The sequence below is a fragment of the Olivibacter jilunii genome (assembly GCF_900607235.1).
GTDB lineage: Bacteria > Bacteroidota > Bacteroidia > Sphingobacteriales > Sphingobacteriaceae > Olivibacter > Olivibacter oleidegradans.
Genome location: NZ_LR027849.1, coordinates 1,196,402 through 1,222,630, shown reverse-complemented (window position 1 = coordinate 1,222,630; position 26,229 = coordinate 1,196,402). Strand labels below are relative to the sequence as shown.

Below are 26,229 nucleotides of genomic sequence, written 5' to 3'. Positions count from 1 at the left end.
TTAATATTTAAATGATATTCTTATACGGAAATTTCTTCCCGGCATAGGGAAATTTTTAACAACCTCGTAGGGTTGATTGAGAAAGTTATTCATTTCCAGCATCAAATTCAGCTTTACCTTTCCTGTAAAGGTAAGATCCTCTTTTCCGATTGAAATGTCATGTGTGTACCAAGGTTGCAAGTAATTGTCTGCACGATTAGCTGCCTGACTGTACCGCTCACCGGTATAAAGAAAGCTATAATTTAAACGAAAGCTTCGATAGTCCATTTGTACTATTAATGAACCGCTATGCTTCGGGATATACGGAATCTGCTGTCCGCGATTAAAGGCTTGGTGATTTTCCTGATTTTCTGTCATATCCAATGCCTCTTCGAACGTATAATTCAATCCCATGGTAATATTGGCCTTTTTAAAGGGCTGATAAACCACTTTTGCCAGGACATCGACACCCTTTGTTTCTACGCGATCTAAGTTATACATTATCCAACGGAATTGATTATTGGCCGGGGAGGCAATTATTTTGTCGTTAATCGTGTTATAGTATACATCTGCCTGTATACTGAAATATTTCAGTGCCTTTGCCAAAGACTTCCCATAAGTTGCACCTACATTGAATTGGTTGGCATTTTCGGGCCTCAATGAAGTGTTTCCAATATCAGTATAATATAGGTCATTGAAGGTAGGCATTCGGAAAATGTTCTTATAAAACGCCCTTATTCGGAAATCCTGATAAGTAAAGGGCTGCCAGGATATAGAAAAAGTGGGGCTCAGCCTGCGTTTAACTCCTGCGCCCGCATCATGTTTTGCATGATCTTGTACCAAGGTTGCCAACAAACTCGATTGAAAGGTAACCCGATCTACTTTATATTGCGACGCTAATGCTAAGAGCGTAGTATATCGCGTAGGATAGGCAAAATCGTCTAAGTTCGCGTTTAATTTATTCCATTGCCAGTCCGCACTTAATGACAGGCCCCATTGTCGGGTCACTTTATATTGATTAGCGAACGATAAAAAGATTTCCTGTTGCCTGAAATTATTCTCCAGCGGTCCTTCGATCTTAATGATATTGGGGTTTAAATAATACGTATAATCATTTGCGTATTTAGCATTTACCAAAAACGAATACCGGTTGAGTTCTTTTCGATAGGAACTTTGAAAAAAAATATTGCGATCTTTTTGACGCTGTCCTTTCTCCGGACTTGTGGGTTTTAATCGATTGGCAATAATTGCGTCGGGAAGTCCCCTATCAGATGAATAGATGTATACATGACTACGCCAATCACCGGATAACCATTTTCCATTGATGATTGATTCTGCTCTAAAAGCTTTGATATCGGCGTTTTCTCGGTAAGCCACGGTATCATAGTTTGGGTCTTGCAATCGGAATTTATATTTTCCGCTCGCCTGAGTATATTCGGTGCTGATAGTAGCATTTAAATTTTCGTTGATTTTTCTTTCAACTAATAAAGAAGGATTGATTAGGTCAAAAGAGCCATGCTTTAAACCTGCGGTTAGATTATAATCTTTGCCTTCTTTAAATTGAGGTGTTTTACTTTGTAAATACATATAAGAAGCCGAGGCAAAACTTTTGGCCGGTTGTAGTAAAGCTTGGCGGTCGCCATTGTAAAGGCTAATTTGTTCTATGTTTTCAAGCGAATATTTTCCGAGGTCAACTTGTCCGTTTTGCATATTGCCTACAGCAATACCATCTAAGAGTACTTGTGTATGACTGGACCCCATGCTTCTGACATTGATAGTTTTTAGTCCCCCCACTCCTCCATAGTCCTTTAGCTGGACTCCGGAAAGGAAGCGTGTGGCATCTGCTACCGATAAACTATTTAATCCTTTCAGTTCGTTAGAAGTTAAAATCTGGACAGGAACCGCCGATTGAATGGTGAGGTTGTTTTTTGTGCCATAAATGGAAACGGTGTCCATTTTGTTTGTTTGCGCACTTACATTTCGCGTAAGAAAAAGCGTAAAAAGGACAAGCCAAAAAGAAGGGTATAGTGAATAATTATTCAAGTGTTATCAAGGAATATTAAGATCTTCTACAGCCGTTATTTCAGTGGATAGCTCCCCTAGCCTTCCAAGATCTGCCAAAATACCGGTTTGTATCTTGATAAAATTAATAGAAGGAAGATTTACCTTTACCCCTTTTTCGTCTATTGCATCGGCGATGTCTATCTCATCTCCATTATACCTATTGTCTGCATAGCCATAAACAAATGGCGCGCTCGTAATAAAGTCGGGGTTTGTTTGATCAATATTAGTGCTAGGGAGTAAAGAGCCCTGCAATGAATAGGAGTCCTGATCAATCCAACTCGGGAAATAGAGTTGGCGATGTGTATTATTCCTTTTTATTTTTCCTTCATTTCCTGAGCTATCTTTCCACAGAATATCGGAAGTATCTGTAGCAGGCTTAAAATAAGTAACCATATAATCACGCACGTATCCAGGTTTCCCAAATTCACTTCCTTGGATTTCATACCAAGTATCATCCGGAATCCCATTACCGTTTTCGTCTCTCATGAGCCAGACAACTCCCGGTTCTGCAAAGTTGTCCATGGAATTACCATAAACGGCGATATCTGCTTTATCAGGTACGTTAATCACCGGGTGGTCGAACCCCAGAACAATGTATCCCCCAAAAGCGCCCAAAGAAACGATTCCTTGATTGCCTCTCAGAATGCTTCGCGCGCCGTTTTCATTATCTAATGATTGACTGATAAATTGTCCGGGTGCCGGTTGGTAGTCAAAGAGTTCTGTTACATATTTGATCGGCCCAGTATCAGTTGGTTCGGTATCGCTCTTTGAGCAGGCCTGTGTTAAGCATGCGGTACAAAGGCCGAAAAAAAGAGTTCTTTTACGTATAACGATTCGTTTTAACATAGCTTGATCCGTTAAGGCAGTAAAAGAAGCGGCAGAATAACTCCTTGTTTATAAGTATAATACAGGGTAAAGTTTAATCTGATGCTTCAATCCACGAAAGCCTAGATTTTTTATTATTCGGCAGGTATTCTGACTTGTTCTCAATTGTTTCGCCTTCCCATACATCCTGTACAGTGGCCAATGAAACATAGTTTAATGAACTTACAGCTGCGGGACAGTTTTGGATTTGCACCAAATTCCCTTTTTCATTTCAATCTAATCTAGATTGAAAACCAAATAACAGGACAAACTTAGATAAAATGCACGACATTGCGAATAGCTACGATGACTAATCAGTATTTTGATAGCTAATCTTAAGCTATTCTCTTATTTGCCCATCGCCCCTAACTATCCACTTGTAAGAGGTCAGTTCCTCCAAGCCCATGGGGCCTCTCGCGTGCAACTTTTGGGTGCTGATACCTATTTCAGCACCTAGACCGAACTGAGCACCGTCTGTAAATGCGGTAGAAACATTTGCATATACCGCGGCAGCATCCACGGTATGTAAAAATCGAGCGATTGTTTCAGGGTTTTCAGCGATAATGGCTTCGCTATGTTTAGAGCTGTATTGCGCTATATGTGTAAGTGCATCGTCAATGTCTTTTACCACTTTTATGGCCAGTTTAAGCGAAAGGAATTCGGTTCCGAAATGGCTTTCTTCCGCTTGACGAAGTAAATGTTGAGGGTAATGACTTTCAAGCTGTCTGTAACTTTCTTCGTCGGCGAAGAGCTCAACTTCTTTATGTGATAAAGGCTCCGTTAGTAAAGCTAAATCAGCTAATCGTTCTTTATGTACAAGCAGGCAGTCAAGCGAATTACAAACACTGACACGGCGAGTTTTGGCATTATGAATAATAGCTTTTCCTTTTTCCACGTCCGCAGATACATCAAAATAAGTGTGGACAATGCCTGCGCCTGTCTCAATAACGGGGATCTTACTCGCGGTACGCACATAGTTTATTAACTGCTGGCTACCACGAGGAATAAGTACGTCTACATAACCCACAGCTTGTAGTAAAGCCTCTGTTGCTTCGCGTTCGGCAGGCAATAAAGTTACGACCTTTGGCGATACATTGTGCCTCTCAAGCACAGTTTGTATGATTTTAACAATAGCCGTATTAGAAAATGCTGCGTCGCTGCCCCCTTTTAATAGCGTCACATTGCCTGTTTTAAAGCAGAGAGCGAATACATCAAGCGTTACATTTGGACGAGCTTCGTAAATGACGCTTATAACACCCAGTGGAACCCTTACTTTTTCAATATGAAGCTTATTAGGAAGCGTGCGACTTTCAAGGATGCCCCCAATTGGATTTTTAAGATGAGCAACATGCTCTATATCGGATGCGATTGCTGATATTCGGTGTTCACTTAACAGCAATCGGTCATATTTCGGATCATCAGTCGGCATCCTATTAAGGTCCTTCTGGTTTTCTTCCAATAAAAAAGAAGTCTTATTTCTAATCTCATTCGCAAGATCAGTCAGTATTAGGTCGATCGTTTCATTTGATAGACGCAGCATTTCTTGTTGTGCGTTTTTCGCATGCTGAAAGTATTGCAAGTAATTCATTTTTTGTCTTGCCTTTATGGGTTACCGCTAAAATGGGTACCTGATAAAAATTAAACTAATAAACAGAGTACAGGTAATCGTAATGAACAAGTGGTTTTTGATTTTTTACACCCATCCGTTCGCGCGCTTTGTCGGCACCATATTGAGCAATTCCCCAGCCAATAGTTTGCTGGTGTTCGTCGAGTATCTTGATAACATCACCTTTCTTGAATTCACCGGATACAGCAGTTATGCCAATAGGCAAAAGGCTGCTAACTTTACCGGAAGTCAGTACCTCTTTGGCGCCGGTGTTCAGTTGAACCGTACCCGATGCGGCGCCTTCCGCATGTGCAATCCATTTCTTCCGTTCGGATTTGTGTTTTTCCGGTAAAAAATGTGTATGCACCAAATCTTCAAATAATAGATCTTTTAACACATTGTCGCGTTTGCCGTTTGCAATATGTACCGCAATTCCCAGTTTTGCAACTTTACCCGCAATAGAGGCTTTTGTAATCATGCCACCTCTCCCAAAAGTAGACTTCTCGGCTTTGATAATAGCGGAAAAATTATATTCATTTTGTTTAACCTTTTCTATAATATGCGTATCGGGAAGTTTGGGGTCACCATTATATATTCCATCTATATTAGATAGTATAATCAGCGCATTTGCGTTTAACATAGATGCGATTAGGCCTGCTAATTCATCATTATCCGTAAACATCAGCTCCGTTACCGAAATCACATCGTTTTCATTAACGATGGGAATTACATCATTCTGTAATAGAGAATGGAAACAGTTTTTCATGTTTAAGTAATGTACCCGATCACGAAAATCTTCCTTTGTAACCAAAACTTGCGCGCATAGCATCTCGTGTTCGTTAAACAGTTGCGAGTAGGTGTTGATAAGTTTTACCTGTCCGATGGAAGATAATACCTGTCTTATAGCAACGGCATGTTTAGCTTCTTTTACCGAGGGAAGTAAGCTTCTGCCTGATGCAACAGCACCGGACGACACGACGATCAATTCAATACCCTTTTTCTTTAAATAGACTAATTGTTCGACGAGATGCTGAATACGGGAATAATCCGGTAACCCATTTTCTTTTGTTAGCACATTCGACCCTATCTTGACAATAATCCTCTTGTAGCTAAATGCCATTTTTTTAAGCTGAATTTTATTGGAACCAATAAGCGGCGCTTAGTGGTTTCCAAATTAACATCTTTTTATCGCAATAGGCAAAAAAATGACAATAAAATATTCAGAAGGCTTATCCTTTGTTATTATTTGAATTACACTGCCTTAATATTTGCCAGCTCTATACAAGGCTACGTTTTATTTATAACAAGCATCGGTACAACCGCATGAAAGGCTAAATCTTCTGCTAAGTCGGACAGAAACAACTTGTGAAAGAAGGACCTGTGTCTTTTTGTAAATAAGACTAAAATGGAAGGTTTCATGCGCACCAGCTGATCTCTTAGGTTTTTTAACAGCGTATGAACCGGATTCGTTTTCTCAAAATGGAACGTAATGCCATAGTTGTATTTTTTTTCAACTTCCTGTTGATTATACTTGTCCGGTATAAGAGCCAGATCCGGAACAAAATGTAGTACTTCAATAGGGGTTTTAAGTGCGGAAGAAAAATTAACAACCCTTTCAATCTCCGCATCAAAATCTTGCAGATCTGATGCATATACGATCTTGGTAAAAGGTTGAATTGCATAGTCTAGCGGTACAACAATTACGGGGACATCAGATTTTGTTACCAAATTGCCGGTATTTGTTCCGAAAAGCCGGTCTATCTTGTCCGCTCCCTTCGTGCTCATGCATATATAATCGATACCCGAAGTTTTTGCGCAGTAATTTAACAAGGCACTGTCTGCTCTAACGCCTCTGATTACTTCTACAGAAAAGCGCTTTGGCTGGATTCCCATTTCGTTATATATACCTAAAACGAACTCCTCCAGTTTTACCTGATATGCTGACTGTTCCTTATCCTCAGTGAGAGAAGTTTGAACAACAGGATCTTCCTTGACAGCGAATACTTTGGCTAAATGATTCACATATATAAACTGTAAATGAATTTCAGCGTCCGTTTGATTTGCCAAATGTATGGCAAAATGAATACCGGCAAGGGAATTAATGGAAAAATCAGTTGGCACTAAAATTTTCATAATCTTTATTTTTTAAGTTAACTAAAGCAACTTTACGTTAAAGTTACCGCTAATTTTTCAATATTTTAATGACTTAGATCACCTTCCCTTTTTAAACACTTGTTGAAATCGATGCGATCGGATAAATATTTGCAAAGAATAATATCTTTGCAAATAATCTGAACATGCAAGCATTAGAATTGCTCTATGAAGAAACAGGGAGCCAATAGAAGAGAAAAAATAATGGAAGCTGCACTTCTGCTGTTTTCAGTTAAAGGCTATGCAGACACATCGACTAAATTGATTGCCAAAGAAGCCAATGTTTCAGAGGCGCTTATATTTAAACATTTTGAGAATAAAGATAAATTGTTATTCCACCTTATTAAATCGGGTTATCGCAGGGTACTAGTCCAGAATAAGGGAATGTTAACCTATCATGATCCCAAATCTTTTTTGCGTTATATGATTGACCTTCCCAAAAAATTAGTAAGTGAAGAGCCACTTTTCTGGAAATTGCAAGAAAGGCTTTCTCATCATGAATTTTCGAAGCAACAGCATATATTATTTATGAAACCTGTTGATACGGTTGTTAATAAAGCGTTTACCGAGTTGGGAATGGAGAATCCCGCACTTGAAACGCAATTTCTTTTATTGTTGATTGATACACTGTGGAAAAAAGAAGCTACCGGGGATATGGAGAACATAGATGAAATTGCGAGACTGATAAAGATGAAGTATGGCTTGGAGTGAAACAATTGTTTTACCAAAAGGTGAGTGTTTACTTACTTAATTTTTAAATATTTTTTTGGTTTTACGTTTTAAACGTTACATTTGTTCAACTAATCAATTATAAAACTAAGAATTTTTACATAGAGCATCCGTGAGTTTTACAAAACCCTTGCAAAACTCACGTTTTTCTTTATCCTCGAGATGGCTCGCTCACGGGCGAAAAGTCTCTTACTTCTCCCGTGTTAAATAGTAAAAACGAATTGCTAAATATATTATTGTTTAACTAAACGTATTTTCCTTCATAACCACGATCGTCTGCCTGGTCTTTTTCTAATGCAAATGATTTTATTTGAGGTTTAATGGGGTTCAAATGAGTACCTTCTTGTTTCTCCTCTTCTTTGGTTTCTACATTTCCTACGGCTCGTACGGAATCTAAATGTTGAAAAAGCTCTTTCAGTGCTTTGCAAATGTTTCTTAAATATTTTTCATTCGTAGAACAGAGATCACTATCGGTGAGATCTCCAATGTCTTGAAAGTGAAGTGTCGTAATTTTTCCATTGCTAATAACGGCATGGAATTCGTTGGTATCCGGAAAATCCCATTTAAGCTGATGTATGGTAGTAGTTGTAATCTCCATGGTGATATGGGTTAATGGTTAATGAAATAGTGCATTTTAAATTTTCCCCAGATGGTTTTAATCACGTAATAGTTACCAATATGTATACCACTTTTCCGTATCTGAAGAAGAGTAGATCAGTCCATCCATAATATTTCGGCGTATTACACAATAAAATTGTTCTTTTTTTGTTATTCTAATACATTATTTAGATTTTAGTACACAAATTTTGATACATAACAGTAAATCGCCCAAACCCGACTATATGAAATTCAATAAGTATACCATTAAGATCCTGGTAGTTTTAATACTTGTTTTAGGATCAGGTATTGTATTCTTTTCTGGATTCGAAATAAATAGAACATCAGAAGAATCACCCACCAAAGCAGTAAATGCCCAAGAGAAGATTCCGGTTCCACTTCCAAAGCAATTCAATCTAGCCGTCGATTCCTTCGATGTTCATAATAATAAGGTTGAGAGAAATCAATTCCTGTCCAATATTCTATCGGCTTATCAGGTTGACCCTGTTACGATCAGCAAACTTGCTGATAAATCAAGAGCTATATTCAATGTACGTAAAATTTCAGCCGGAAATCCATATACGATCTTTACGTATAAAAATAACCCACAAAAAGCAGCCTACTTTATTTATCAACCGAATCCGATAGATTATATTGTATATGATCTCCGGGATACGTTAAATGTGTATGCTGGTAAGAAGGATGTTGCTGTCAGGTTGGAAACCGTGGCGAGTGATATCAATCATTCGCTTTATGAAGCGCTGCAGCGGAACGGTGCAGATCCACAACTAGCTATCAAGTTAGCGGAAATTTATGGATGGGCGATCGATTTTTATGCGATTGGTGAGAATGATTGGTTTAAAATCCAATATGAAAGGCGATATGTAGATGATCGGCCTGTAGATGCAGGTCATATTGTGTCTGCGGTGTTTTCACATAAAGGGAAAGAATTGTCGGCATTTTATTTTCAGACAGACAGTACAACTAAAGGAGAGTATTATGATGAAGAAGGTAATAGCGTAAGAAGGGCTTTTTTGAAAGCACCCCTGAAATTTAGCCGGATAACCTCGCGGTATACAAAGCGACGGTTGCACCCTGTACAGAAAATTTGGAAGGCGCATTTGGGAACCGATTATGCTGCTCCGAGAGGCACACCCATCATTGCTACCGGTAATGGCGTGGTTACCGAGTCGGCCTTCTCTAAATTCAATGGTAATTATGTGAAAATAAAACATAATGGAACTTACACTACGCAGTATTTACACATGAGCAAACGGGCGGTTCGTTCCGGTCAACGTGTTCAACAAGGTCAAGTTATCGGCTACGTGGGAAGCACGGGATTGGCTACCGGTCCACATGTCTGCTACCGTTTTTGGAAGAATGGAAAACAAGTGGATGCACTAAAGCAAAACTTTAGAGAAACCACGCCCCTTCCCTCTAAATTTCTATCGGCTTTCAAGGCTGTCGTAGCAAGAGAGCAAGAGGTTCTCGCTTCGCTCAACGTAGTTGCAGGAGATGCATTAGCGTCTTCCACTGAGCTAACTGATCGTGAGGAAAAAGCGCTGTAAAAATAAAAATCATTTTGTTTAGGTAAATCTTTTGCGAAAGTTTATAAACATTCATACCCATAATAAACAAACAGAAGGGGTTGTAAGTGTTATTAATCTTGGAGATAACTACAACCGATGTCTTGATTTCAATCCGTGTTCGATTGGTATCCATCCTTGGTTTGTGACCGATACCTCTTTTAAAGGTCAACTGGATGAGCTAGCAAACTATGCTGCACATGAAACGGTTTTCGCAATCGGTGAATGTGGTTTGGATAAACGGTGCGAGACTGAATGGCTTCTTCAGGAAAAGGCTTTCTTTGAACAAATAAAGCTTGCGAATCGGATTGATAAACCCCTACTAATTCATTGCGTAAAGGCTTTTGGCGAAGTTGTTCAGTGCCTGCAAAAAGTTAACAGCAAAGTGCCTGTCATTTTTCATGGTTTTAACAGGGGCATAACTGTTGCTCGTACTTTGATAGAGAAAGGATATTATTTGTCATTTGGCCGTTCTCTAATTAGAGATCAACATCTTGAATCGCTAAAAGCATGTCCGCTCACTCAACTCTTTCTGGAAACAGATGATGCCGAATTAGAAATAGAAACGGTTTACAACAAAGCATCGGTAGTGCTAGGTATGCCGGTAGAGGCATTGGCCGTACAACTTCACGAGAACTATGCCCGTGTTAAAAAGACAAAATTTAATATATAAAATACATGCAAGAAACAGCTTGGTTGTCGAGAACGGAAGTTCTGATAGGTAAGGAAAATTTGAATAAATTAATTAATAGCCATGTAATGGTACTGGGCTTAGGTGGTGTCGGTTCGTTTGCCGCCGAATTTTTATGTAGAGGAGGTGTAGGAGAAATGACCATAATCGACGGCGATGTGGTGGATCCGAGCAATAGAAATAGACAACTGCCCGCATTAGCAACAACGCATGGGCAATCAAAAGCGACATTAATGGCTGAACGCTTGTACGCCATTAACCCCGAATTGAAATTGCATGTCATCAACGATTTTATGAGCCCTGAACGCATCGAATCCCTAATTAATATGAATCCGGATTATGCGGTAGATGCTATAGATAGTATAACACCCAAACTTTCTTTTATTAGGCAAGCCTATGCAAAACGAATCCGTTTTGTCAGTTCAATGGGAGCCGGTGGTAAAGTAGATCCCACCAAATTGGAAGTGGTTGATATTTCACAGACTTACAATTGTCCATTGGCGCAACATATTCGTAAAAAACTTAAGAAACACAAAATTTACAAAGGGGTTAAAGTCGTTTTTTCTTCTGAGCTTCCTGATAAGAACTCACTGATCTATACAGATGGAAGTAACTATAAAAAATCTGCTTACGGCACGATGTCTTACATACCGGCAACATTTGGAGCGGCGGCTGCCTCAGCTGTTATAAGAGATTTAATAAAATAGTTTTTTTCTTATTTCTTTATAAGTAAAAAGGCCTCCAGGGAGATTGGAGGCCTTTGTTATTATTAAAAAAAGCGGCCGGATGGCCTAGACATAGGATTGCAAATATACTGAGAAAGTCTAGAAGTGTTTCATAATTCTATTGTTTTTTTCATATTTATAAAATATTGTCTTCTGATATGCCCTTTGTCGCCATTCTTTTTTAATTCTATTGATCTTTTGTTTAACAATATCTTAATAGTTAATAATTGTAGCTAATCCGGTAATCATTGCACAGTCCAACCATCCTTGGTTAGGCTCAGTTTAGCTTCATGCTTTTTTATTTGGCTATAGTCTTTTTTATCTAACTTTGAAAAGGGATTAACATTTATATACTTGGTTGTAAAGGTAACAAGGGCGGTTTTTTGTTGTTCGCTGACTTGTACCGACACAACCGAATCAAGTACCTCCTCTGCGATTTTTACCTTCTGGACAGAGCTTAACTGCCCTTTATCGGGAGGCAATAAGAGCTCACTTGCTTTGTCAGTAAAACGAATAATAGCCTTTTGATTCTCTCCTGTTTTATGATTGCGTTCTACCTGTACCAATCCATCTTTTTCCAAACCGGCATCTAACACTCGACGTCCGTCTTCGGCATCTTTCGTATAAATTTGATAGCTCTGAATCTGCGGATATTTTCTATGCTGCTCAATGAGCTTGTACGCCTCTTCCTTTGTTAACGATATTTTATTACAGGCGCATACTATAAGTGCTGCAGAAAATAAAAATAAGATTTTGAAAGTCTTCATTTTATATAGTTTTATCATGTAAAAATATAGGTTTTAACGATTTTTATAGATTATTTAGCCGATATTTTTTAATATCGGATTTTTGTCCGATATTGCTGCTTATGATAGCGGTACTAACAGGAGATATAATCAATTCAAGAAAGGCGAAATCTGCGAGAGAATGGAATGATCTGTTAAAGGAAAGTCTTTCCAAGGTGACTGAAAGTGATACAGACTGGGAAATCTTTAGAGGCGATAGTTTTCAGCTGGAACTATCAAATCCAGTAAATGCCTTGCATAGCGCTTTGTACTTAAAAGCGAGCTTAAAGACCGTAAAGGACTTAGACGCTCGAATATCAATAGGTGTTGGAGCGAAAAGCTTTACAGGAGAGCGTGTCACCGAATCATATGGTGATGCCTATCTTTTCTCGGGCGAACAATTTGAATTACTTAAAAAAAATAAACAAACTTTGGCCATTCGAACCGGGAACAATACTTTTAATGAAGATTTCAATTTGTTTTTCAGGCTTGCCCTTACCTTCATCGATAATTGGACACCAAATTCGGCTATGTTGGTACAAACGGTTTTTGATCATCCGAGCTTATCACAAAAGGAATTGGGTGAAATTTTGGGAATAAGCCAGTCGTCGGTAAGTGAACGGTTTAATCGTGCCTATCTTGCGGAAATTAGGGATCTCATTGAATTGTTTGAAAAAAGACTGAAATCAATTTAATAACTTAAAATGGAGCTGTTTTTAAGGTTGTTATTGGCCCACTTGATAGGCGACTTCTTTATACAAAGTGATAAAGGCGTAAAGTCAAAAGAACATAAGAAAGTAAAATCCCCTTACCTCTACTACCATTGTTTGCTTCATATCGGTTTGGCATGGTTGATGGCTTGGGATATCCAATTTTGGCCTTATGCTGTTTTCATTGGATTGACACATTATTTAATCGATTTGGCGAAACTATATTTTCAACAAAAGAAATGGCAGGTGGAGGCGCTAATTGTTGACCAGATCTTTCATGTTTCAATTATTGCTGCGGCCGTTATAATGGCTGAAAGTGTGGAGATACCCTCTTTGGACAAGCTGTTCGATGCGGAAAAACTGGTCCTATACTTTTGCCTGCTATTTCTCACAAAACCATGTTCAATACTTATTAAAACGGCTATTTCTAAATGGACACCTCAAGAGGACGGAAGGGTTGACAGTTCATTGCAGAATGCGGGGAAGTGGATTGGTTATTTGGAGCGATTATTGATTTTTGTCTTCATTATCGTAGGAAAGTTCGACGCGGTTGGTTTTTTATTGGCCGCTAAATCAATTTTCAGATTCGGCGACTTGAAGCAAGGTGATGACAGAAGACTGACTGAATATGTGTTAATAGGTACATTACTAAGCTTTGGTATTGCTGTCGTGATTGGCTTGTTTTATTACGGTTGGTTTGGATAAGAGGAACGTCTAGGCGTATTGCTTCATTATCATCCCGATTCTAGCGTTTCAAATCATTCCATTCAATGCGCGACGAAAATGCAACTTATAGACGTTCCCCCTGTTTTAATTTTTATAAGCCAATAATCTCAACGCATTAAGAACGACCACCAAGGTAGAGCCTTCATGAGCGAAAATAGCCGGGCCAATGGAGGCAAGCTCGAACATAGTTAGCGGAATGAGAAGCACGACTACTCCTAAGCTTATCCACAAATTCTGACGAATAATTGCTTTCGACTTACGGCTTAGGCCGATCGCAAAAGGCAGGTTTTCTAACTTGTCCGCCATCAAGGCTATATCTGCTGTCTCCAGTGCAACGTCCGAACCCGCCGCTCCCATTGCGATTCCAACCGTACTTTTTACCATGGCGGGGGCATCGTTCACCCCGTCGCCCACCATGGCTACCTTGCCTTCTTTGTCTGTGAGTTGTTTAACGGCTCTTACCTTATCTTCAGGCATTAAATCACCGAACGCGTCTGTTAATCCGATCTCCTTTGCAATAGAATTTGCAACCTGTTGATTATCGCCCGTTAACATGATCATTCGTCGAATGCCAAGCTTTCGGAGCGCTGCGAGTGTTTCTTTTGCGCCTACTCGGGGTTTGTCCATTACAGAAATAATTCCGAGAAAATCTTTCCCTTTTTTAACTAACATCACCGTTTTTCCTTCTGCTTCTAATGTCTCCACTTGTTCTTTATAATCCTGTGGAAGATTCCCGTCGTCACTTGAGAAAAGAGCCTTATTCCCTATCAAAACTAAACTGTTGTCGATCGTACCTTTCACGCCTTTACCCGTAACACTTTCTATATCGATAGCCTCACTTATCCTATTAGGTTCAACGATTTCATTAATGCCGTTAACGATTGCCTGAGCTAAAGGGTGATCGCTTTGCTGTTCGACAGCTAGAACTGTGGAATAAAATTCTTGCTTATCAACTCCGTCGAATATGATTAGTTCAGCTAACTTTGGCTTGCCTTCTGTCAAAGTCCCTGTTTTATCGAAAGCTACGGCATCTAATATACCCAAATCTTCAAGTGGCCTACCTCCTTTGATCAAAACTCCTCCTTTAGCTGCACGGGCTACACCACTTAATACAGCACTCGGTGTAGAAATAGCTGAGGCGCATGGGCTCGCCGCTACCAGAACTGATATGGCCCGATAAAAACTTTCGTTGAATGTTTCATCAACAATTAAAAACGCGAAACATAGTAGGATCACTAATAAAAGAACGGCCGGAACAAAATATCGCTGAAATTTATCGGTCAATAATTGGGTAGGCGACTTTTGTTCTTCTACTTCATTAACCATATGTATTAATCGTGCAATGGTCGAATCTTTCGCCTCTTTTGTTACCTGGACCTCTAGCACTCGGTTTCCGTTGATAGTGCCCGCAAACACCCGGTTTTTTTGATCTATCTTCTTAACTTTGGAATAATCTCTCGTAGGGTCATCAATGGCCATTTTATCTACCGGAATACTTTCACCTGTAATTGGTGCCTGGTTAACAGTCCCCTCACCTCTTACGACAACCCCGTCTGCCGGAACTTTGCTATTCGGTTTTATACGTATAGTATCCCCTAATTGCAATTCTTCTATTTTGATCTCCACTTCCTTGCCTGCTTGCAGTAACAGGGCGGTCGGCGGGGCTAAATCCGTCAATGCTTGTATCGATTTACGTGCTTTACCGAGTGCATAGTGTTCTAAAGCATGACCAAGACTGAATAGAAAAAGTAACAGGCCGCCTTCTGACCATTTTCCTAATATAGCTGCTCCAACTGCTGCGGCAAACATGAGAAAATCAATCTCGAAAGCTCCTTTCGCTATGGTTTTGATTGCTTCTTTTAATGTGAAAAACCCGCCAAAAAAATAGGCCAAAATAGAGGCTGCCAATGCCATGAATGTTTCGTTGTTTATTGATAGTAAATAGCCGATGCCCAAAGCGAGCCCCGAAAGCAGCGCAAATACGAGCTCCATATTGGAAAAAAAACCGGTATTGTGCTGCTCTTTATGCTGTTCTTTCATAATAATAAAATTAATAAATAAAAAAATTAGATGCCCTTGTTCATAATCATTGTTAATGACCATGCTGATTGCCGCCGTCCATTTTGGCTTGAATGAATACCGCGCAGGATGTGGCGACTTTAACACTGTCAGGTAATACATCGATTGGGATAATTTCGGTGTAGCCGAGCGAGCTTGCACCCTTTTTTATTCGAATACGTTTGAAGAGATATTCTTTTTCTTTGTCTGTGTTGATCTTTTCTTCGTTAACGTAAAATATATAACTGTTACCCTCTTTCTGAGCAATTCCGTCATTAGCAATCGCGTTAACCGTGGTATTTCCGATGCTCAGTATCGCATTTACACCCATTCCGTCTATGAACCCATTCCGATTGCCTACTATTCGTGCATGCACGGCAACCGCTTTATTTTCTCCTTCGAAAGAACTTCCTACTTTATCGACAATTGCTTTGCCCTCTTTGTTGGGATTATTTGAAAGGCTGAATGTGATTTCCTGCCCTATTTTTACTTTCTCCAAATCTTTCTCATAAACATACAGATCGAGATCTACTTCCTCATTATTCACAATGCGTGCAATAATCATCCCTGCATCAGCACTGGCACCAAGCCCCATTTCAACACTGGCAACAGTGCCGGCCATTGGAGCTGTTACCGATAGGCTTTCTCTTATGTTTTCTACGCTTAGTTTCGGGGCATCTATGCCGGCCAAACTTAGCTGTTTCCGGATAGATGCGAGTCGGATTTGTTGTTGGGCAAGCTGCGCTTTTATGTTTTGGTAATTCTTTAATGCACCGGCATTTCCTCTCATGAGTTCCTCTTGTCTATTTAATTCGATCTTTGTAAGCTCGATGCTGTTTTTTAATGTCAGATACTCCTCTTGCAATACGATAATTTCCGGATTAAGCAGCGTAGCGATTAGTTGTCCTTTCTTTACAACAGAGCCGGGAGAAATATATAAGGATTGTATTTTACCTCCATATAACGACGATATGGAGGCTTTATCTTGATTGTGTACCCGAACAAAACCCACAGCTTGCAAGCCGTTTTTTAGATCCTTTTTTTCAATATAACCTAAGGTAGCATCGATGGCCTTGAGTTGATCTTCGCGAATACTGAGCAAGTCGAACGTTTTAGCCTCTTTTGCGGTGTTTTCTGCCGTTTCGGTGCGGAAAGAATTGGTTGATGCTTTATTTGAGCGATTTGACTGACAGGATAAATTCAACAGGATGGCACAAACGCATCCCCATAATTTTATTCTTTTCATTTTTTGTTTTTTTGAGCTATGCTGGTATGGTTATTTCCCGGTTAGATAATTTATAGTGGCTACCACCTGATTATACCGATTAAGTGTTTCAAGGTATTGGAGGTGGGTATTAAAAGCTTGTTCTATACTTTGTGTATAAGCTACGTAGTCAATCTCACCTTTTCTATATCCTAATCTCGAAGAGGCGATCAATTCGTCCGCTTCTTGCAGTCCACTATCTTCATAAAATATAAGGGCAGCCTGTAACGGTCGGTAATAACTTAATTGTTGCATAAAAGTCGTTTTTAAATTATTGAAGGTCTGCTCATATGCGTATTCAGCAGCTTTGGTTGCCAGTAGAGAAGCTTTTACTTTCGCTTTTTGTGCGGCTAAATTAAATAGAGGTACTGCGACCCCTAGAGAAACACCAGCTATTTTAGTTCTTTGTCCGTATGATTTGTTTATTCCTTCCGGATTCCATCCCTGAAGAATGAGTTGCTGTTGATAGCCAACAGTGATATCCGGTAAAAAAGCCGATTTCTGTACCTTGACCGATTCTTCCGCTACGCGGATTTGTTGATTAGCAAAAGATAGCAGCGGGTTATTTTTAAGTGCGACACTATCTGTTGTTGATAAAATACTTAATTTATAATCTTCTTGCTCTTTTATATCGTATGGTTCGGATACATTAAGCAAACGCATCAACTCCTGCAAAGCAGCTATTTTAGCAGCGCCTGCCTGTTGCTGTTGTAATTGAAGCTGTCGATAACGATTGGATGCAATCAGTAACTCGGTCTTCGAAGTTTCTCCTGTATTATAACGCAGTTCGGCGATTTTGAGAAATTCATTCAAGATGCTATCCTGTTTTGTCCGGAGCTTGAGTGATTGATTGGCATAAACGAGATTAGCAAAAGCGATACGCACGTCACGTATAAGGTCGTTCTTACTTACTGTTAGACTTGTTGCCGCTAATGTGGTTTGTTCTTCTAACAGTTGTCTTTTAGCACCGTATACCGTTGGGAAGCTGAATGTTTGACCAATACCTATGTTGTTGTCCGGACTGGCGCCTTCTAAAGGAGATTGCGCTGCCGAAATATCTATGTTGGCCGGATCAAAAGCGCTTTTTTCCAAAGCTTTCTGTCTAAGCCGATTTACATCAGCTTCTTTAAGTCCAGGATTGTTTTTCAAGGCCATGTTTATGGCTTCGTCTAAGCTAATTCTGCCTTGGATCATGTCTTGTTGATTTTGAGCGGAAACGATAAGGGAAGGTTCGGTAAGCAGTACTAGCGCTAAGGAAATCATTCGGATCAAGCGTTTAGGACTCCTAAGTTTGAAAGAGTAGAAAAGAAAATAAAGTATCGGCAAAACAAATAAGGTAAGGAGTGTCGCGGTTACTAAACCTCCTATGACAACGGTGGCCAATGGCTTCTGAACTTCAGCTCCGGAACCGGAGGATATAGCCATAGGTAGAAACCCGAGGGACGCCGCTGTTGCTGTCATCAAAACAGGTCTCAGCCTGGTGAGTGATCCTTCAAGAATACGGCGTAGGATGTTTCCCTGTCCTGCTTTTTTCAACTGATTGAATGTACTAATCAATACGATACCATTCAATACGGCTACGCCGAACAAAGCAATAAAGCCGACGCCGGCTGAAATGCTAAATGGCATATCACGAAGCTTTAGAGCGATTATTCCACCGATAGCCGACATCGGGATGGCGGTAAATATTAATACGGATTCTTTCGTCGAGCGGAATGTAAAGAACAGTAAAACGAAAATTAGCAACAAAGCTAGGGGTACTGCGATGAGTAGTCTCGATTTTGCTTCTTGCAGATTCTCAAACTGACCTCCAAAGGTATAAAAGTAACCATCCGGTAATTTTACTTCTTCATCAATTTTATTTTTGATGTCGTCAACAACACTTTGGACGTCACGACCTACAATATTGAAACCGACTACTATACGTCTTTTTGCATCGTCGCGACTAATTTGCGCGGGGCCATCTTTAAACTCGATATTTGCCAGTTGAGAAAGTGCAACTTGTTCACCATTTGAAATCGGCACGAGCAAATTACGAACATCGTCAATATTGTTTTTAACAGTACTATCTAAGCGTAAAACTAAATCAAACCGCCTTTCATTTTCATAAATTACACCGGCAATTGCACCGGCGAAAGCCGTATTTAGTGCTGTGTTTAGTGCTTTGATGGTTGTACCGTAGTTTGCAAGTTGGTCATAATTATAGGTTACTGTAATTTGCGGTAATCCACTGATGGGCTCGGGTAATACACCGGAAGCTCCGCGAACGGTGGCGATTGAAGTTGTCACCTTATCAGCATAAGTCGCAAGCGAATCTAAGTTCTCGCCAAAAATTTTGATTGCCACATCTTGCCGAATACCCGTCATTAACTCGTTAAAGCGCATTTGTATGGGCTGATTGGCTTCGATATACACGCCTGGTAGTAAATTTAACGCCTTCTCCATATCGGTAGCAAGCTGCTCATAACTGCGGTCGCTTTTCCATTCTGATTGATTCTTTAGAATAACCATGAGATCGGTTGCTTCAGGTGGCATTGGATCGGTTGGGACTTCAGCAGAACCCGTTTTTCCAACCACCATTTTTACTTCATCGAAAGTTTTGAGAATTTTAGCGGCCTTCATCGACGTTTCGATACTCTGTGAAAGTGACGCACCTTGTGGAAGTACACACTGAAAAGCAAAGTCACCTTCTTTTAGTTGCGGAATGAATTCTGCTCCCATTCTTGAGAATAGGTATGCACTTCCTCCAAAAAGCAACAAGGTAAATGATAGAATCCAATAGGGTGCTCTTAATGCTTTTTTTAATAAAGGAGTATAAAACCGTTGTAATTTATACATTAAACGATCGGAAAAAGTCTTTTTTTGTATCGGTTTTTTAGAAAGAAAAAGCGCGCACATCATCGGGACATAGGTCATGGAAAGTATGAGAGCACCAATGATCGCAAAACTAACAGTCTGCGCCATTGGTTTGAACATTTTCCCCTCAATACCCGTTAATGCTAGAATAGGGATGTATACCATTAAAATAATGATTTCGCCAAAAGCAGCACTCGATCGGATTTTTACAGCTGAATCAAATACATGATCGTCCATTTCTTCTTGGTTTAATCTGAAGGCAGATTTTCGTAGGCCAAAGTGATGCATTGTCGCTTCTACGATAATAACTGCTCCGTCTACGATCAAGCCAAAATCGATCGCACCTAAACTCATCAGATTGGCACTGACACCGAAGATGTTCATCATTGAGAATGCAAAAAGCATGGAAAGTGGAATAGCAGATGCGACGATAAGGCCGGCACGAAGGTTACCCAGAAACAGGACAAGAACCAAAATAACGATCAAGGCACCTTCTATTAGGTTACTTTTGACGGTATCAATGGCGCGATTCACTAGATTTGTTCGGTCTAGATAAGGTTCGATTACAATATCTTTGGGAAGCGACTTTTGTATCGTCCGCATCTTTTCCTTAACCAGCTTTACGACCTCTGCACTATTAGAGCCCTTTAACATCATAACCACACCTCCCACTGCCTCCCTTTCTCCATTATAAGTTAAAGCGCCATATCGTATGGCTCCGCCAAATTGTGGACTGGAGACATCTTTAATTAAAATTGGAACACCCTTACTATCTTTTTTGATCACAATGTTTCCAATATCGGTTAAACTCCGCGCCAAGCCGAGTGAACGGATATAATAAGCATTGGGCTTTTTATCGATATATGCACCGCCTGTATTCTCATTATTGTTTTGTAAGGCGGTGAATACTTCGGCAATTGTAATGTTATGAGCCTGCAATCTATCCGGACGAACTGCAACTTCGTACTGCTTTAATATTCCGCCGAAGCTATTAACCTCGGCTACACCGGGAGTTCCATACAGTTGCCGCGCTACTATCCAATCTTGCATTGTTCGAAGATCAGTAGGTGAATATCGTTTTTCAGCACCTGGTCGGGGATGGATGATATATTGGTAAATTTCCCCTAAACCAGTAGTGATAGGTCCCAATTTCGGTTCGCCGATACCTGGTGGAATTTGGCTTTGAGCTTCTTTTATACGCTCGGCAATCTGTTGCCTTGCCCAATAAATATCTACTTTCTCTTTGAATACTACCGTAATCACTGAAAGACCGAAACGACTAATACTTCTTATTTCGATCATCTGCGGAATGGTGGCAACGGATAGCTCAATTGGAAAAGTAACTAATCGTTCGATTTCCTGAGCTGCCAGACTGGGAGCACTGGTAATTATTTGCACCTGATTATTGGTAATGTCAGGTAACGCATCAATAGGAAGTTTAGTTGCAGACCATACCCCCCAAACAATGAGTGCAAAGGTAAATATACCTACAATCAGCTTGTTTTTTATACAAAAAAAAATGATTTTATTCAACATAAGTTACACGTAATGTATAGCATACCGTAACGGTATCTATACAAATTATTCCAATATGACTAACGATTGTTCACGGGCGGATTATAAGACTTTCCCGTGAATGACATTTTTATGGAAGGTGTAATCTGTTATGCGTCAATAGCAAAAAAGGTAATTATTGAAGAATTACCATCACTAAACACATAGTTTCTAAGTATTACACAACATCCTGTTAAAGACTAATGTGCTTTTTGGAGGCTGCCAGATACTTGATACCTGTTCATTTGAGAAGTAAACTGTTAAAGGGATTGCCGGACAAGTTTGTAAGGGTATATACGGTAACCAATCATTCGTTGCCGGAAGAATTTTAAAGTTATGTAGGGAATAACCACAACTTTCATTATGGTGATGATCACAGGGGAAATTTGTGTCTTCTTCATCATCTGAAGCATCATGCTTTTCAACTCCCTGACTGTGCTCTTTCAGAAATTCTAAAAGTGATATTTTTCCATGATCTTCTAAATGATGAGCGTAGTGTGCAGGAAACGAGGTCACAAATAGCAAAGCATCTTGTGGAATTATCATCCAAATAAAGAAATAGATAACACTTATTTTCTTTAATATTGCCATCGCTATTGATCAACTACGAACAAAGCTATTAAAAATTATTGAAAATGAATAGGATCCTTTTCCGTATTGTTCGAGCGGGATACCTAACTAAGCGATGACAAACACATGTATATAAAGCAATTACAATATATACTGGCGGGCCTAGTATTCGCAGTTTTATGGTCGTCTGCGTCCATAGCTACGAAATGGGGATTACAGGTTTCACAACCTTTTGTTCTAGCGATTACTCGATTTTGTCTGGCCGGCGGCATTATGATTTTTATTTCTCATATTATGCTGAAACATCGTTTACCTCATGGGAATGAATGGAAACAGCTGTTTGCCTACGGTATTCTCAATATTGGCGTTTATTTGGGATTGTATGTCCTTGCTATGCAGCACGTGTCCGCAGGTCTTGGATCACTTTTTCCCGCAACAAGTCCAGCTTTTGTGAGTGTGATTTCCGCGTTGGTTTATAAACAACGAATCACCGCCAAAATATTGTTCAGCTTAAGCTTGTGCCTCATCGGTATTGTTGTTGCCGCCTATCCTTTATTAATGAAGAGCTATGCGTCCCCTATCGGTTTGTTTTTGCTTCTACTGAGCATGTTATCTTACTCGTTGGGGTCTATTTACTTCGCTAAGAAGAACTGGCAGAAACTAAATATACTTACTATAAATGGTTGGCAAACGATATTAGGCGGTTTACTGCTTGTACCCTTCATGCTCTTCTATTACGATCGGTCCCTAAATACTTATAATATAACATTTTGGAGCGCGGTGAGCTGGTTAGCATTTGTTGTTTCGATTGGTGCTGTTCAAATTTGGCTTTACTTGATTAGGCAAGATGCCGTTAAAGCCTCTTTTTGGCTCTTTTTGTGCCCAATATCCGGTTTTTTTATTGCCTGGTTGCTTGCCAACGAACCAATTGATGCATATACCGGCCTAGGTGTAATGTTGGTGATAGCGGGGCTAGCCCTTGTGTTAAAAAGAAAATAGATCGGATAAACCAATCCGTACATGCCATACGATCATTTGTTACTTTAAAAGAAATAAAATGGATAAAACCATTGTTATTAAATAACTTAATTATTATGTTTGTTTAGGTATTAAACTTATTGTTATGGGAAAATTTGTTATTAAAACAGCTAAAAACGGCCAATTTTATTTTAATTTAAAAGCAGATAATGGTCAGGTGATTTTATCAAGCGAACAGTATACAACCAAATCAGCTTGTAATAATGGTATATCGTCCGTGAAAGAAAACGCAAAGTTAGATGAGCGGTACGATAGCAAAGAATCTAGCAATGGAAAATTCTTTTTCAACTTGAAGGCAAAAAACGGACAAATTATTGGTACCAGCGAGATGTATGAAACGAGTTCCGGTCGTGATAATGGTATCAGTTCCGTTAAGAAAAATGCACCTGACGCCACAACCATAGAAGAATAAAGAAATAGAATGGTAGCTAACTTAAGTTGGCGGCACCAAAAGTTGTATAGGATCCGATTCTACGGAAAATGTACAACTTTTTTTATTTTATGCGATGTTTAACCTTGCTATATATTGCTGTCGACCAATTTATTACTAGTCAATTTCATCGATGATAGGCGATGTAAACAGACTGTGTTGACTGGCAGTGAACAAGTCTCTCCACATACGATTAATCTCTTCGGTGGGGCTAGCTGCTTTCATACCACAATAGGGATATAGTTTGGCTACCCATTGCTGCGCGGTCTTTACCAACAAACGAGTATGTTTACTGATTTGTTCGAGTAGAGCTAAGTCGATAGCATTCGTTGTATTCAATTGCATCCAGGATTTTTCAACTAATTCATAAAGTTCGCGTTGTAAGTTATTCATTTCCAGTTTGGCATTTGACAAATATTGATCGGGTAACTTCATTTTCCCATGGTAATTATCCCGTACGTCACTGTACTTTTCATCAAAGATTTCGTGGCATAAATCGAGAAACCTACAGGTCATACCGAGGGTGTTAACGCATAATGTAGCTTCTGCGAACTGTTGAAACGGATAACGATAAATCGGAGCCTTTAATATTGCACCTTGGGGGTCTATTTTGAAAGCCCTCCTCTTTTCTACTTTTAGATTATTTACCTCAAAACTATGACTCGCTGTTGCTTTCAAGCCCATGGCATTCCAGTCGTGCAAAATGGTGACTTCATCCTGTAAAAAGAAAAAGGATTTTATTACCGGTTTCTTTGCCGCATCCAGTAACGGTTCTCCATTTTGGTAAATTTCACAATTTGCCGTGAAAACAGTATTATGTGCAGCCCCGGTGGCATATTGCCATTTACCGGATACTAAATAACCCTCTTCCATTATTTCAGCATGGCCACCTACTCGTCCGCTGCCACCGAAACACACTTTTTTGTTGCTGAATAAGGGGTGTGCGATGTCCTGATTTAAAAAGCCGACAAACATGTTGGCTCCGCTGCAGAGCGTCACCGTCCAGCCTAGGCTTCCATCTATTTCGGCCAACAACCGTTCTATTTGAAGGGCTTCTGTTAGGGAGAGGTCCAGCCCGCCGTAAGCTTTGGGTACAAAGAGATTAAAAAGCTTATTTTCGTATATAACTGCTAATTGTTTAGTTGTTAAACTACCTTGTAATTCGGCTTCTAAGCTTTCTTGACGCAATTCTGCAGCTATTTTTTTTAATTCTTGAAGAAGTTTCATTGATTTATCATTTATACATTAAGCTGTCGGTAAATCTTCTTTTTCCATGCGAAATAACCAAAAATGGCGACAATGAAAAGTATCAACGTTAATATCGCATAAAGCAAAAGATCTTTATGAATATAAAGCGGGATCGCAAAAGCGTTGCTTATATTCAGTAGCAACCAATTTTCAATTTTTCTTTTTGCCAATAACCACATCCCGGCCCAAGCCGTTACACTTACCCAAGTATCCCACAGTGGGACGGTAGAATCCGTGAAATGGATGAGAATCTTATATAGAAAAGGCGTTCCCAGCAAAAGAAAACCAGCAACGACCAGCCAATCACTTGTTGAGCAGGTCGTAATGGGCACCTTTTCACTACTTCCTTTTCTAAGCCAGTAATACCATCCATATATGCTCATTACGAGGTAGTAGGCATTTAGTAAAATTTCCGCATATAGGCCCGCTTCGTACAAAACAAACATCGTAATGAGAATACTGATAATGCCGCAGGGATACAGAGCTACTTTGTTGTACCGTGCCAGTAACACCTCCGCTATTCCGAAAAGGACTCCAAACCATTGTATCAGTGGTGTTTGTATTAACTGTTCTTTAAAGATAGTTAGCCATTCTGCCATGTCACGCATTTTAACGAGCTATTTGCCTATTAATTTTACAGAGCTGCGAAGTTAAGCTTAATTTGTGCCAAATTTGAAATATTCATCGTTTCTTCTGCAGCGGGAAATAATCTCAATTTTCACCAAATACAGCACAACGAAAACAATTATGCTAAGCTATTGTTAAGTGATGGATTTATTAAAGATTCATTTATTCACATGTTAAATTCCCCTTCTCCGGAAAAAAGACCTTATTCTTTTGAGTTGGCTTCAAGCTTATTGTCATTAGTACTCATCATTGCAGTTCTCTACTTTTTACAAAGCGTGCTTGTCCCTCTCATGTTTTCTATTCTAATTGCTATTTCGCTTTATCCCGTAACCAGGTTCCTCGAAAGGTTCAATGTTCATAGAGCACTTTCAGCAATTCTTTCTGTTATATTAGCGATATTAGTTATAGCCGGACTCATCTGGTTTATTGTACATCAGGTAATCGTGATTGGCCATAACGGAACAGATCTTCAAAGTAAATTCTTGACCATATTTAATACCATCCAACAATGGATAACTGTTAAATTCGGTGTTGAGCCGGGGGAGCTGACCGCAAAGGTAAAGGAGTTGTCTAATCGGGCTTTATCGAACGCAGGCACCTATCTTTCAGCTGCTTTTGGCTCTGTGGGCGGTATTTTAGCAGGTCTTGTGATTGTGCCACTTTTTTCTTTTTTCCTTCTTTATTACCGGGATTTTTTTCGCGAATTTTTCTTTCATGCCTTCCGCAGTACATCTCAAGATAAAGTTCACGAAACCCTTAATCGTATTTATAGTGTTGTTCAAAGCTATTTGCTTGGTTTGATTACGGTAATGGCTATTGTTGCCGTTTTGAATACGGTTGGATTACTGTTGATGGGAGTGGAATATGCTTGGTTCTTTGGCACCTTAGCATCTCTACTGATGTTACTGCCTTATATTGGTATTGCCATTGGGTCTATACTACCTGCAGTGTTTGCACTTGCCACGAAGGATAGTTATTGGTATGCCATTGGCGTTGTCGCTTGGTTTCAAGTTGTGCAATTCTTGGAAGGCAACGTTATTACACCGAATATTGTCGGTAGTAAAGTGAGTATTAATCCGCTAATGGCGGTAATTGCTATTTTGCTTGGGGGAATGTTGTTCGGACTAGCGGGGTTAATACTGGCACTGCCGTTAACGGCGGTTATTAAAGTTTTATTTGACGCTATTCCTTCCATGAAAGCTTTTGGTTTTCTAATAGGAGAACCCGAAAAATATCATTTGAAAAAGCATTCGACAATGGTATTACTAAAAAGATGGAAGTTAAAGGATAAATTAGATAAGGATAAATAACTTGTTCATCATGATCGACTGTCAGCGATTGCGCAATTTTTGACAATCGCTGATAATACAT

The 26,229-nt window shown here is 39.6% G+C and carries 22 protein-coding genes and 1 riboswitch; of the genes, 9 read left to right on the top strand and 13 right to left on the bottom strand.

Annotation, left to right across the window (positions count from 1 at the left end):
* The 5 genes from E0E36_RS11255 to E0E36_RS11235 form a co-directional block, all read right to left on the bottom strand.
* Entirely contained in the window at nt 1–2,022 is a 2,022-nt protein-coding gene (locus tag E0E36_RS11255; protein ID WP_130856010.1) for a TonB-dependent receptor plug domain-containing protein, read from the bottom strand.
* A gap of 6 nt (nt 2,023–2,028) precedes the next feature.
* Nucleotides 2,029–2,889: a cell surface protein gene (locus tag E0E36_RS11250; protein ID WP_130856009.1), complete on the bottom strand. Its 861-nt coding sequence runs from the start codon at nt 2,887–2,889 to the stop codon at nt 2,029–2,031.
* Between the two features lie 102 nt (nt 2,890–2,991).
* A riboswitch (cobalamin riboswitch) is annotated at nt 2,992–3,181 on the bottom strand.
* A 66-nt stretch (nt 3,182–3,247) separates the two neighbouring features.
* Nucleotides 3,248–4,495, bottom strand: coding sequence for a glutamate-5-semialdehyde dehydrogenase (locus E0E36_RS11245; RefSeq protein WP_130856008.1), 1,248 nt, complete (start codon nt 4,493–4,495; stop codon nt 3,248–3,250).
* A 55-nt stretch (nt 4,496–4,550) separates the two neighbouring features.
* Complete coding sequence (gene proB / locus E0E36_RS11240) at nt 4,551–5,633, bottom strand: glutamate 5-kinase (RefSeq protein WP_130856007.1); 1,083 nt, start codon at nt 5,631–5,633, stop codon at nt 4,551–4,553.
* 167 nt (nt 5,634–5,800) lie between these two features.
* The gene (locus E0E36_RS11235; RefSeq protein ID WP_130856006.1) at nt 5,801–6,646 is read right to left on the bottom strand and encodes a universal stress protein; all 846 of its coding nucleotides are present in this window, start codon (nt 6,644–6,646) and stop codon (nt 5,801–5,803) included.
* A gap of 186 nt (nt 6,647–6,832) precedes the next feature.
* Between E0E36_RS11235 and E0E36_RS11230 the strand changes: the two genes are divergently transcribed.
* A complete protein-coding gene (locus tag E0E36_RS11230; protein ID WP_013666910.1) occupies nt 6,833–7,375 on the top strand; it encodes a TetR/AcrR family transcriptional regulator in 543 nt (180 codons plus the stop codon).
* A gap of 262 nt (nt 7,376–7,637) precedes the next feature.
* On the opposite strand, the gene E0E36_RS11225 is transcribed toward E0E36_RS11230, so the two are convergent.
* Nucleotides 7,638–7,991: a hypothetical protein gene (locus E0E36_RS11225; RefSeq protein ID WP_130856005.1), complete on the bottom strand. Its 354-nt coding sequence runs from the start codon at nt 7,989–7,991 to the stop codon at nt 7,638–7,640.
* Nucleotides 7,992–8,235: 244 nt separating this feature from the next.
* Between E0E36_RS11225 and E0E36_RS11220 the strand changes: the two genes are divergently transcribed.
* From E0E36_RS11220 to E0E36_RS11210, 3 genes are read left to right on the top strand one after another with little or no spacing between them, the layout of a single operon-like run.
* On the top strand, nt 8,236–9,558 hold the full coding sequence (locus tag E0E36_RS11220) for a M23 family metallopeptidase (RefSeq protein WP_130856004.1): 1,323 nt from the start codon (nt 8,236–8,238) through the stop codon (nt 9,556–9,558).
* A 31-nt stretch (nt 9,559–9,589) separates the two neighbouring features.
* Nucleotides 9,590–10,249: a TatD family hydrolase gene (locus tag E0E36_RS11215; RefSeq protein WP_130856003.1), complete on the top strand. Its 660-nt coding sequence runs from the start codon at nt 9,590–9,592 to the stop codon at nt 10,247–10,249.
* A gap of 5 nt (nt 10,250–10,254) precedes the next feature.
* Complete coding sequence (locus E0E36_RS11210) at nt 10,255–10,974, top strand: tRNA threonylcarbamoyladenosine dehydratase (RefSeq protein WP_013666914.1); 720 nt, start codon at nt 10,255–10,257, stop codon at nt 10,972–10,974.
* 263 nt (nt 10,975–11,237) lie between these two features.
* Here E0E36_RS11210 and E0E36_RS11205 read toward each other — a convergent pair whose 3' ends face one another.
* Nucleotides 11,238–11,759 carry a hypothetical protein gene (locus E0E36_RS11205; RefSeq protein ID WP_130856002.1) on the bottom strand — a complete coding sequence of 174 codons (522 nt, stop codon included), beginning with the start codon at nt 11,757–11,759 and terminating at the stop codon, nt 11,238–11,240.
* 101 nt (nt 11,760–11,860) lie between these two features.
* Between E0E36_RS11205 and E0E36_RS11200 the strand changes: the two genes are divergently transcribed.
* Both E0E36_RS11200 and E0E36_RS11195 read left to right on the top strand, forming a co-directional pair.
* Entirely contained in the window at nt 11,861–12,472 is a 612-nt protein-coding gene (locus tag E0E36_RS11200; RefSeq protein WP_130856001.1) for a MarR family transcriptional regulator, read from the top strand.
* A gap of 9 nt (nt 12,473–12,481) precedes the next feature.
* The gene (locus tag E0E36_RS11195) at nt 12,482–13,192 is read left to right on the top strand and encodes a DUF3307 domain-containing protein (RefSeq protein ID WP_130856000.1); all 711 of its coding nucleotides are present in this window, start codon (nt 12,482–12,484) and stop codon (nt 13,190–13,192) included.
* A 105-nt stretch (nt 13,193–13,297) separates the two neighbouring features.
* On the opposite strand, the gene E0E36_RS11190 is transcribed toward E0E36_RS11195, so the two are convergent.
* From E0E36_RS11190 to E0E36_RS11175, 4 genes are all read right to left on the bottom strand, one after another.
* Complete coding sequence (locus tag E0E36_RS11190; protein WP_242627184.1) at nt 13,298–15,253, bottom strand: heavy metal translocating P-type ATPase; 1,956 nt, start codon at nt 15,251–15,253, stop codon at nt 13,298–13,300.
* A 52-nt stretch (nt 15,254–15,305) separates the two neighbouring features.
* Nucleotides 15,306–16,517 carry an efflux RND transporter periplasmic adaptor subunit gene (locus E0E36_RS11185; RefSeq protein WP_130855999.1) on the bottom strand — a complete coding sequence of 404 codons (1,212 nt, stop codon included), beginning with the start codon at nt 16,515–16,517 and terminating at the stop codon, nt 15,306–15,308.
* A gap of 30 nt (nt 16,518–16,547) precedes the next feature.
* Complete coding sequence (locus E0E36_RS11180) at nt 16,548–20,927, bottom strand: CusA/CzcA family heavy metal efflux RND transporter (protein ID WP_130855998.1); 4,380 nt, start codon at nt 20,925–20,927, stop codon at nt 16,548–16,550.
* Between the two features lie 189 nt (nt 20,928–21,116).
* Nucleotides 21,117–21,491 (bottom strand): hypothetical protein, encoded by a 375-nt coding sequence (locus E0E36_RS11175; RefSeq protein WP_130855997.1) that lies wholly within the window; start codon nt 21,489–21,491, stop codon nt 21,117–21,119.
* A gap of 150 nt (nt 21,492–21,641) precedes the next feature.
* On the opposite strand from E0E36_RS11175, the gene E0E36_RS11170 reads away from it, so the two are divergent.
* A complete protein-coding gene (locus tag E0E36_RS11170; RefSeq protein ID WP_130855996.1) occupies nt 21,642–22,514 on the top strand; it encodes a DMT family transporter in 873 nt (290 codons plus the stop codon).
* Nucleotides 22,515–22,638: 124 nt separating this feature from the next.
* Nucleotides 22,639–22,965: a YegP family protein gene (locus E0E36_RS11165; RefSeq protein WP_013666923.1), complete on the top strand. Its 327-nt coding sequence runs from the start codon at nt 22,639–22,641 to the stop codon at nt 22,963–22,965.
* Between the two features lie 135 nt (nt 22,966–23,100).
* Here E0E36_RS11165 and E0E36_RS11160 read toward each other — a convergent pair whose 3' ends face one another.
* Both E0E36_RS11160 and pnuC read right to left on the bottom strand, forming a co-directional pair.
* Nucleotides 23,101–24,210 carry an acyl-CoA dehydrogenase family protein gene (locus E0E36_RS11160; protein ID WP_130855995.1) on the bottom strand — a complete coding sequence of 370 codons (1,110 nt, stop codon included), beginning with the start codon at nt 24,208–24,210 and terminating at the stop codon, nt 23,101–23,103.
* 11 nt (nt 24,211–24,221) lie between these two features.
* On the bottom strand, nt 24,222–24,830 hold the full coding sequence (gene pnuC / locus E0E36_RS11155; protein ID WP_013666925.1) for a nicotinamide riboside transporter PnuC: 609 nt from the start codon (nt 24,828–24,830) through the stop codon (nt 24,222–24,224).
* A gap of 198 nt (nt 24,831–25,028) precedes the next feature.
* Here pnuC and E0E36_RS11150 point away from each other — a divergent pair, with 198 nt between their 5' ends.
* Entirely contained in the window at nt 25,029–26,168 is a 1,140-nt protein-coding gene (locus E0E36_RS11150; RefSeq protein WP_041388430.1) for an AI-2E family transporter, read from the top strand.
* Nucleotides 26,169–26,229: the final 61 nt, after the last annotated feature.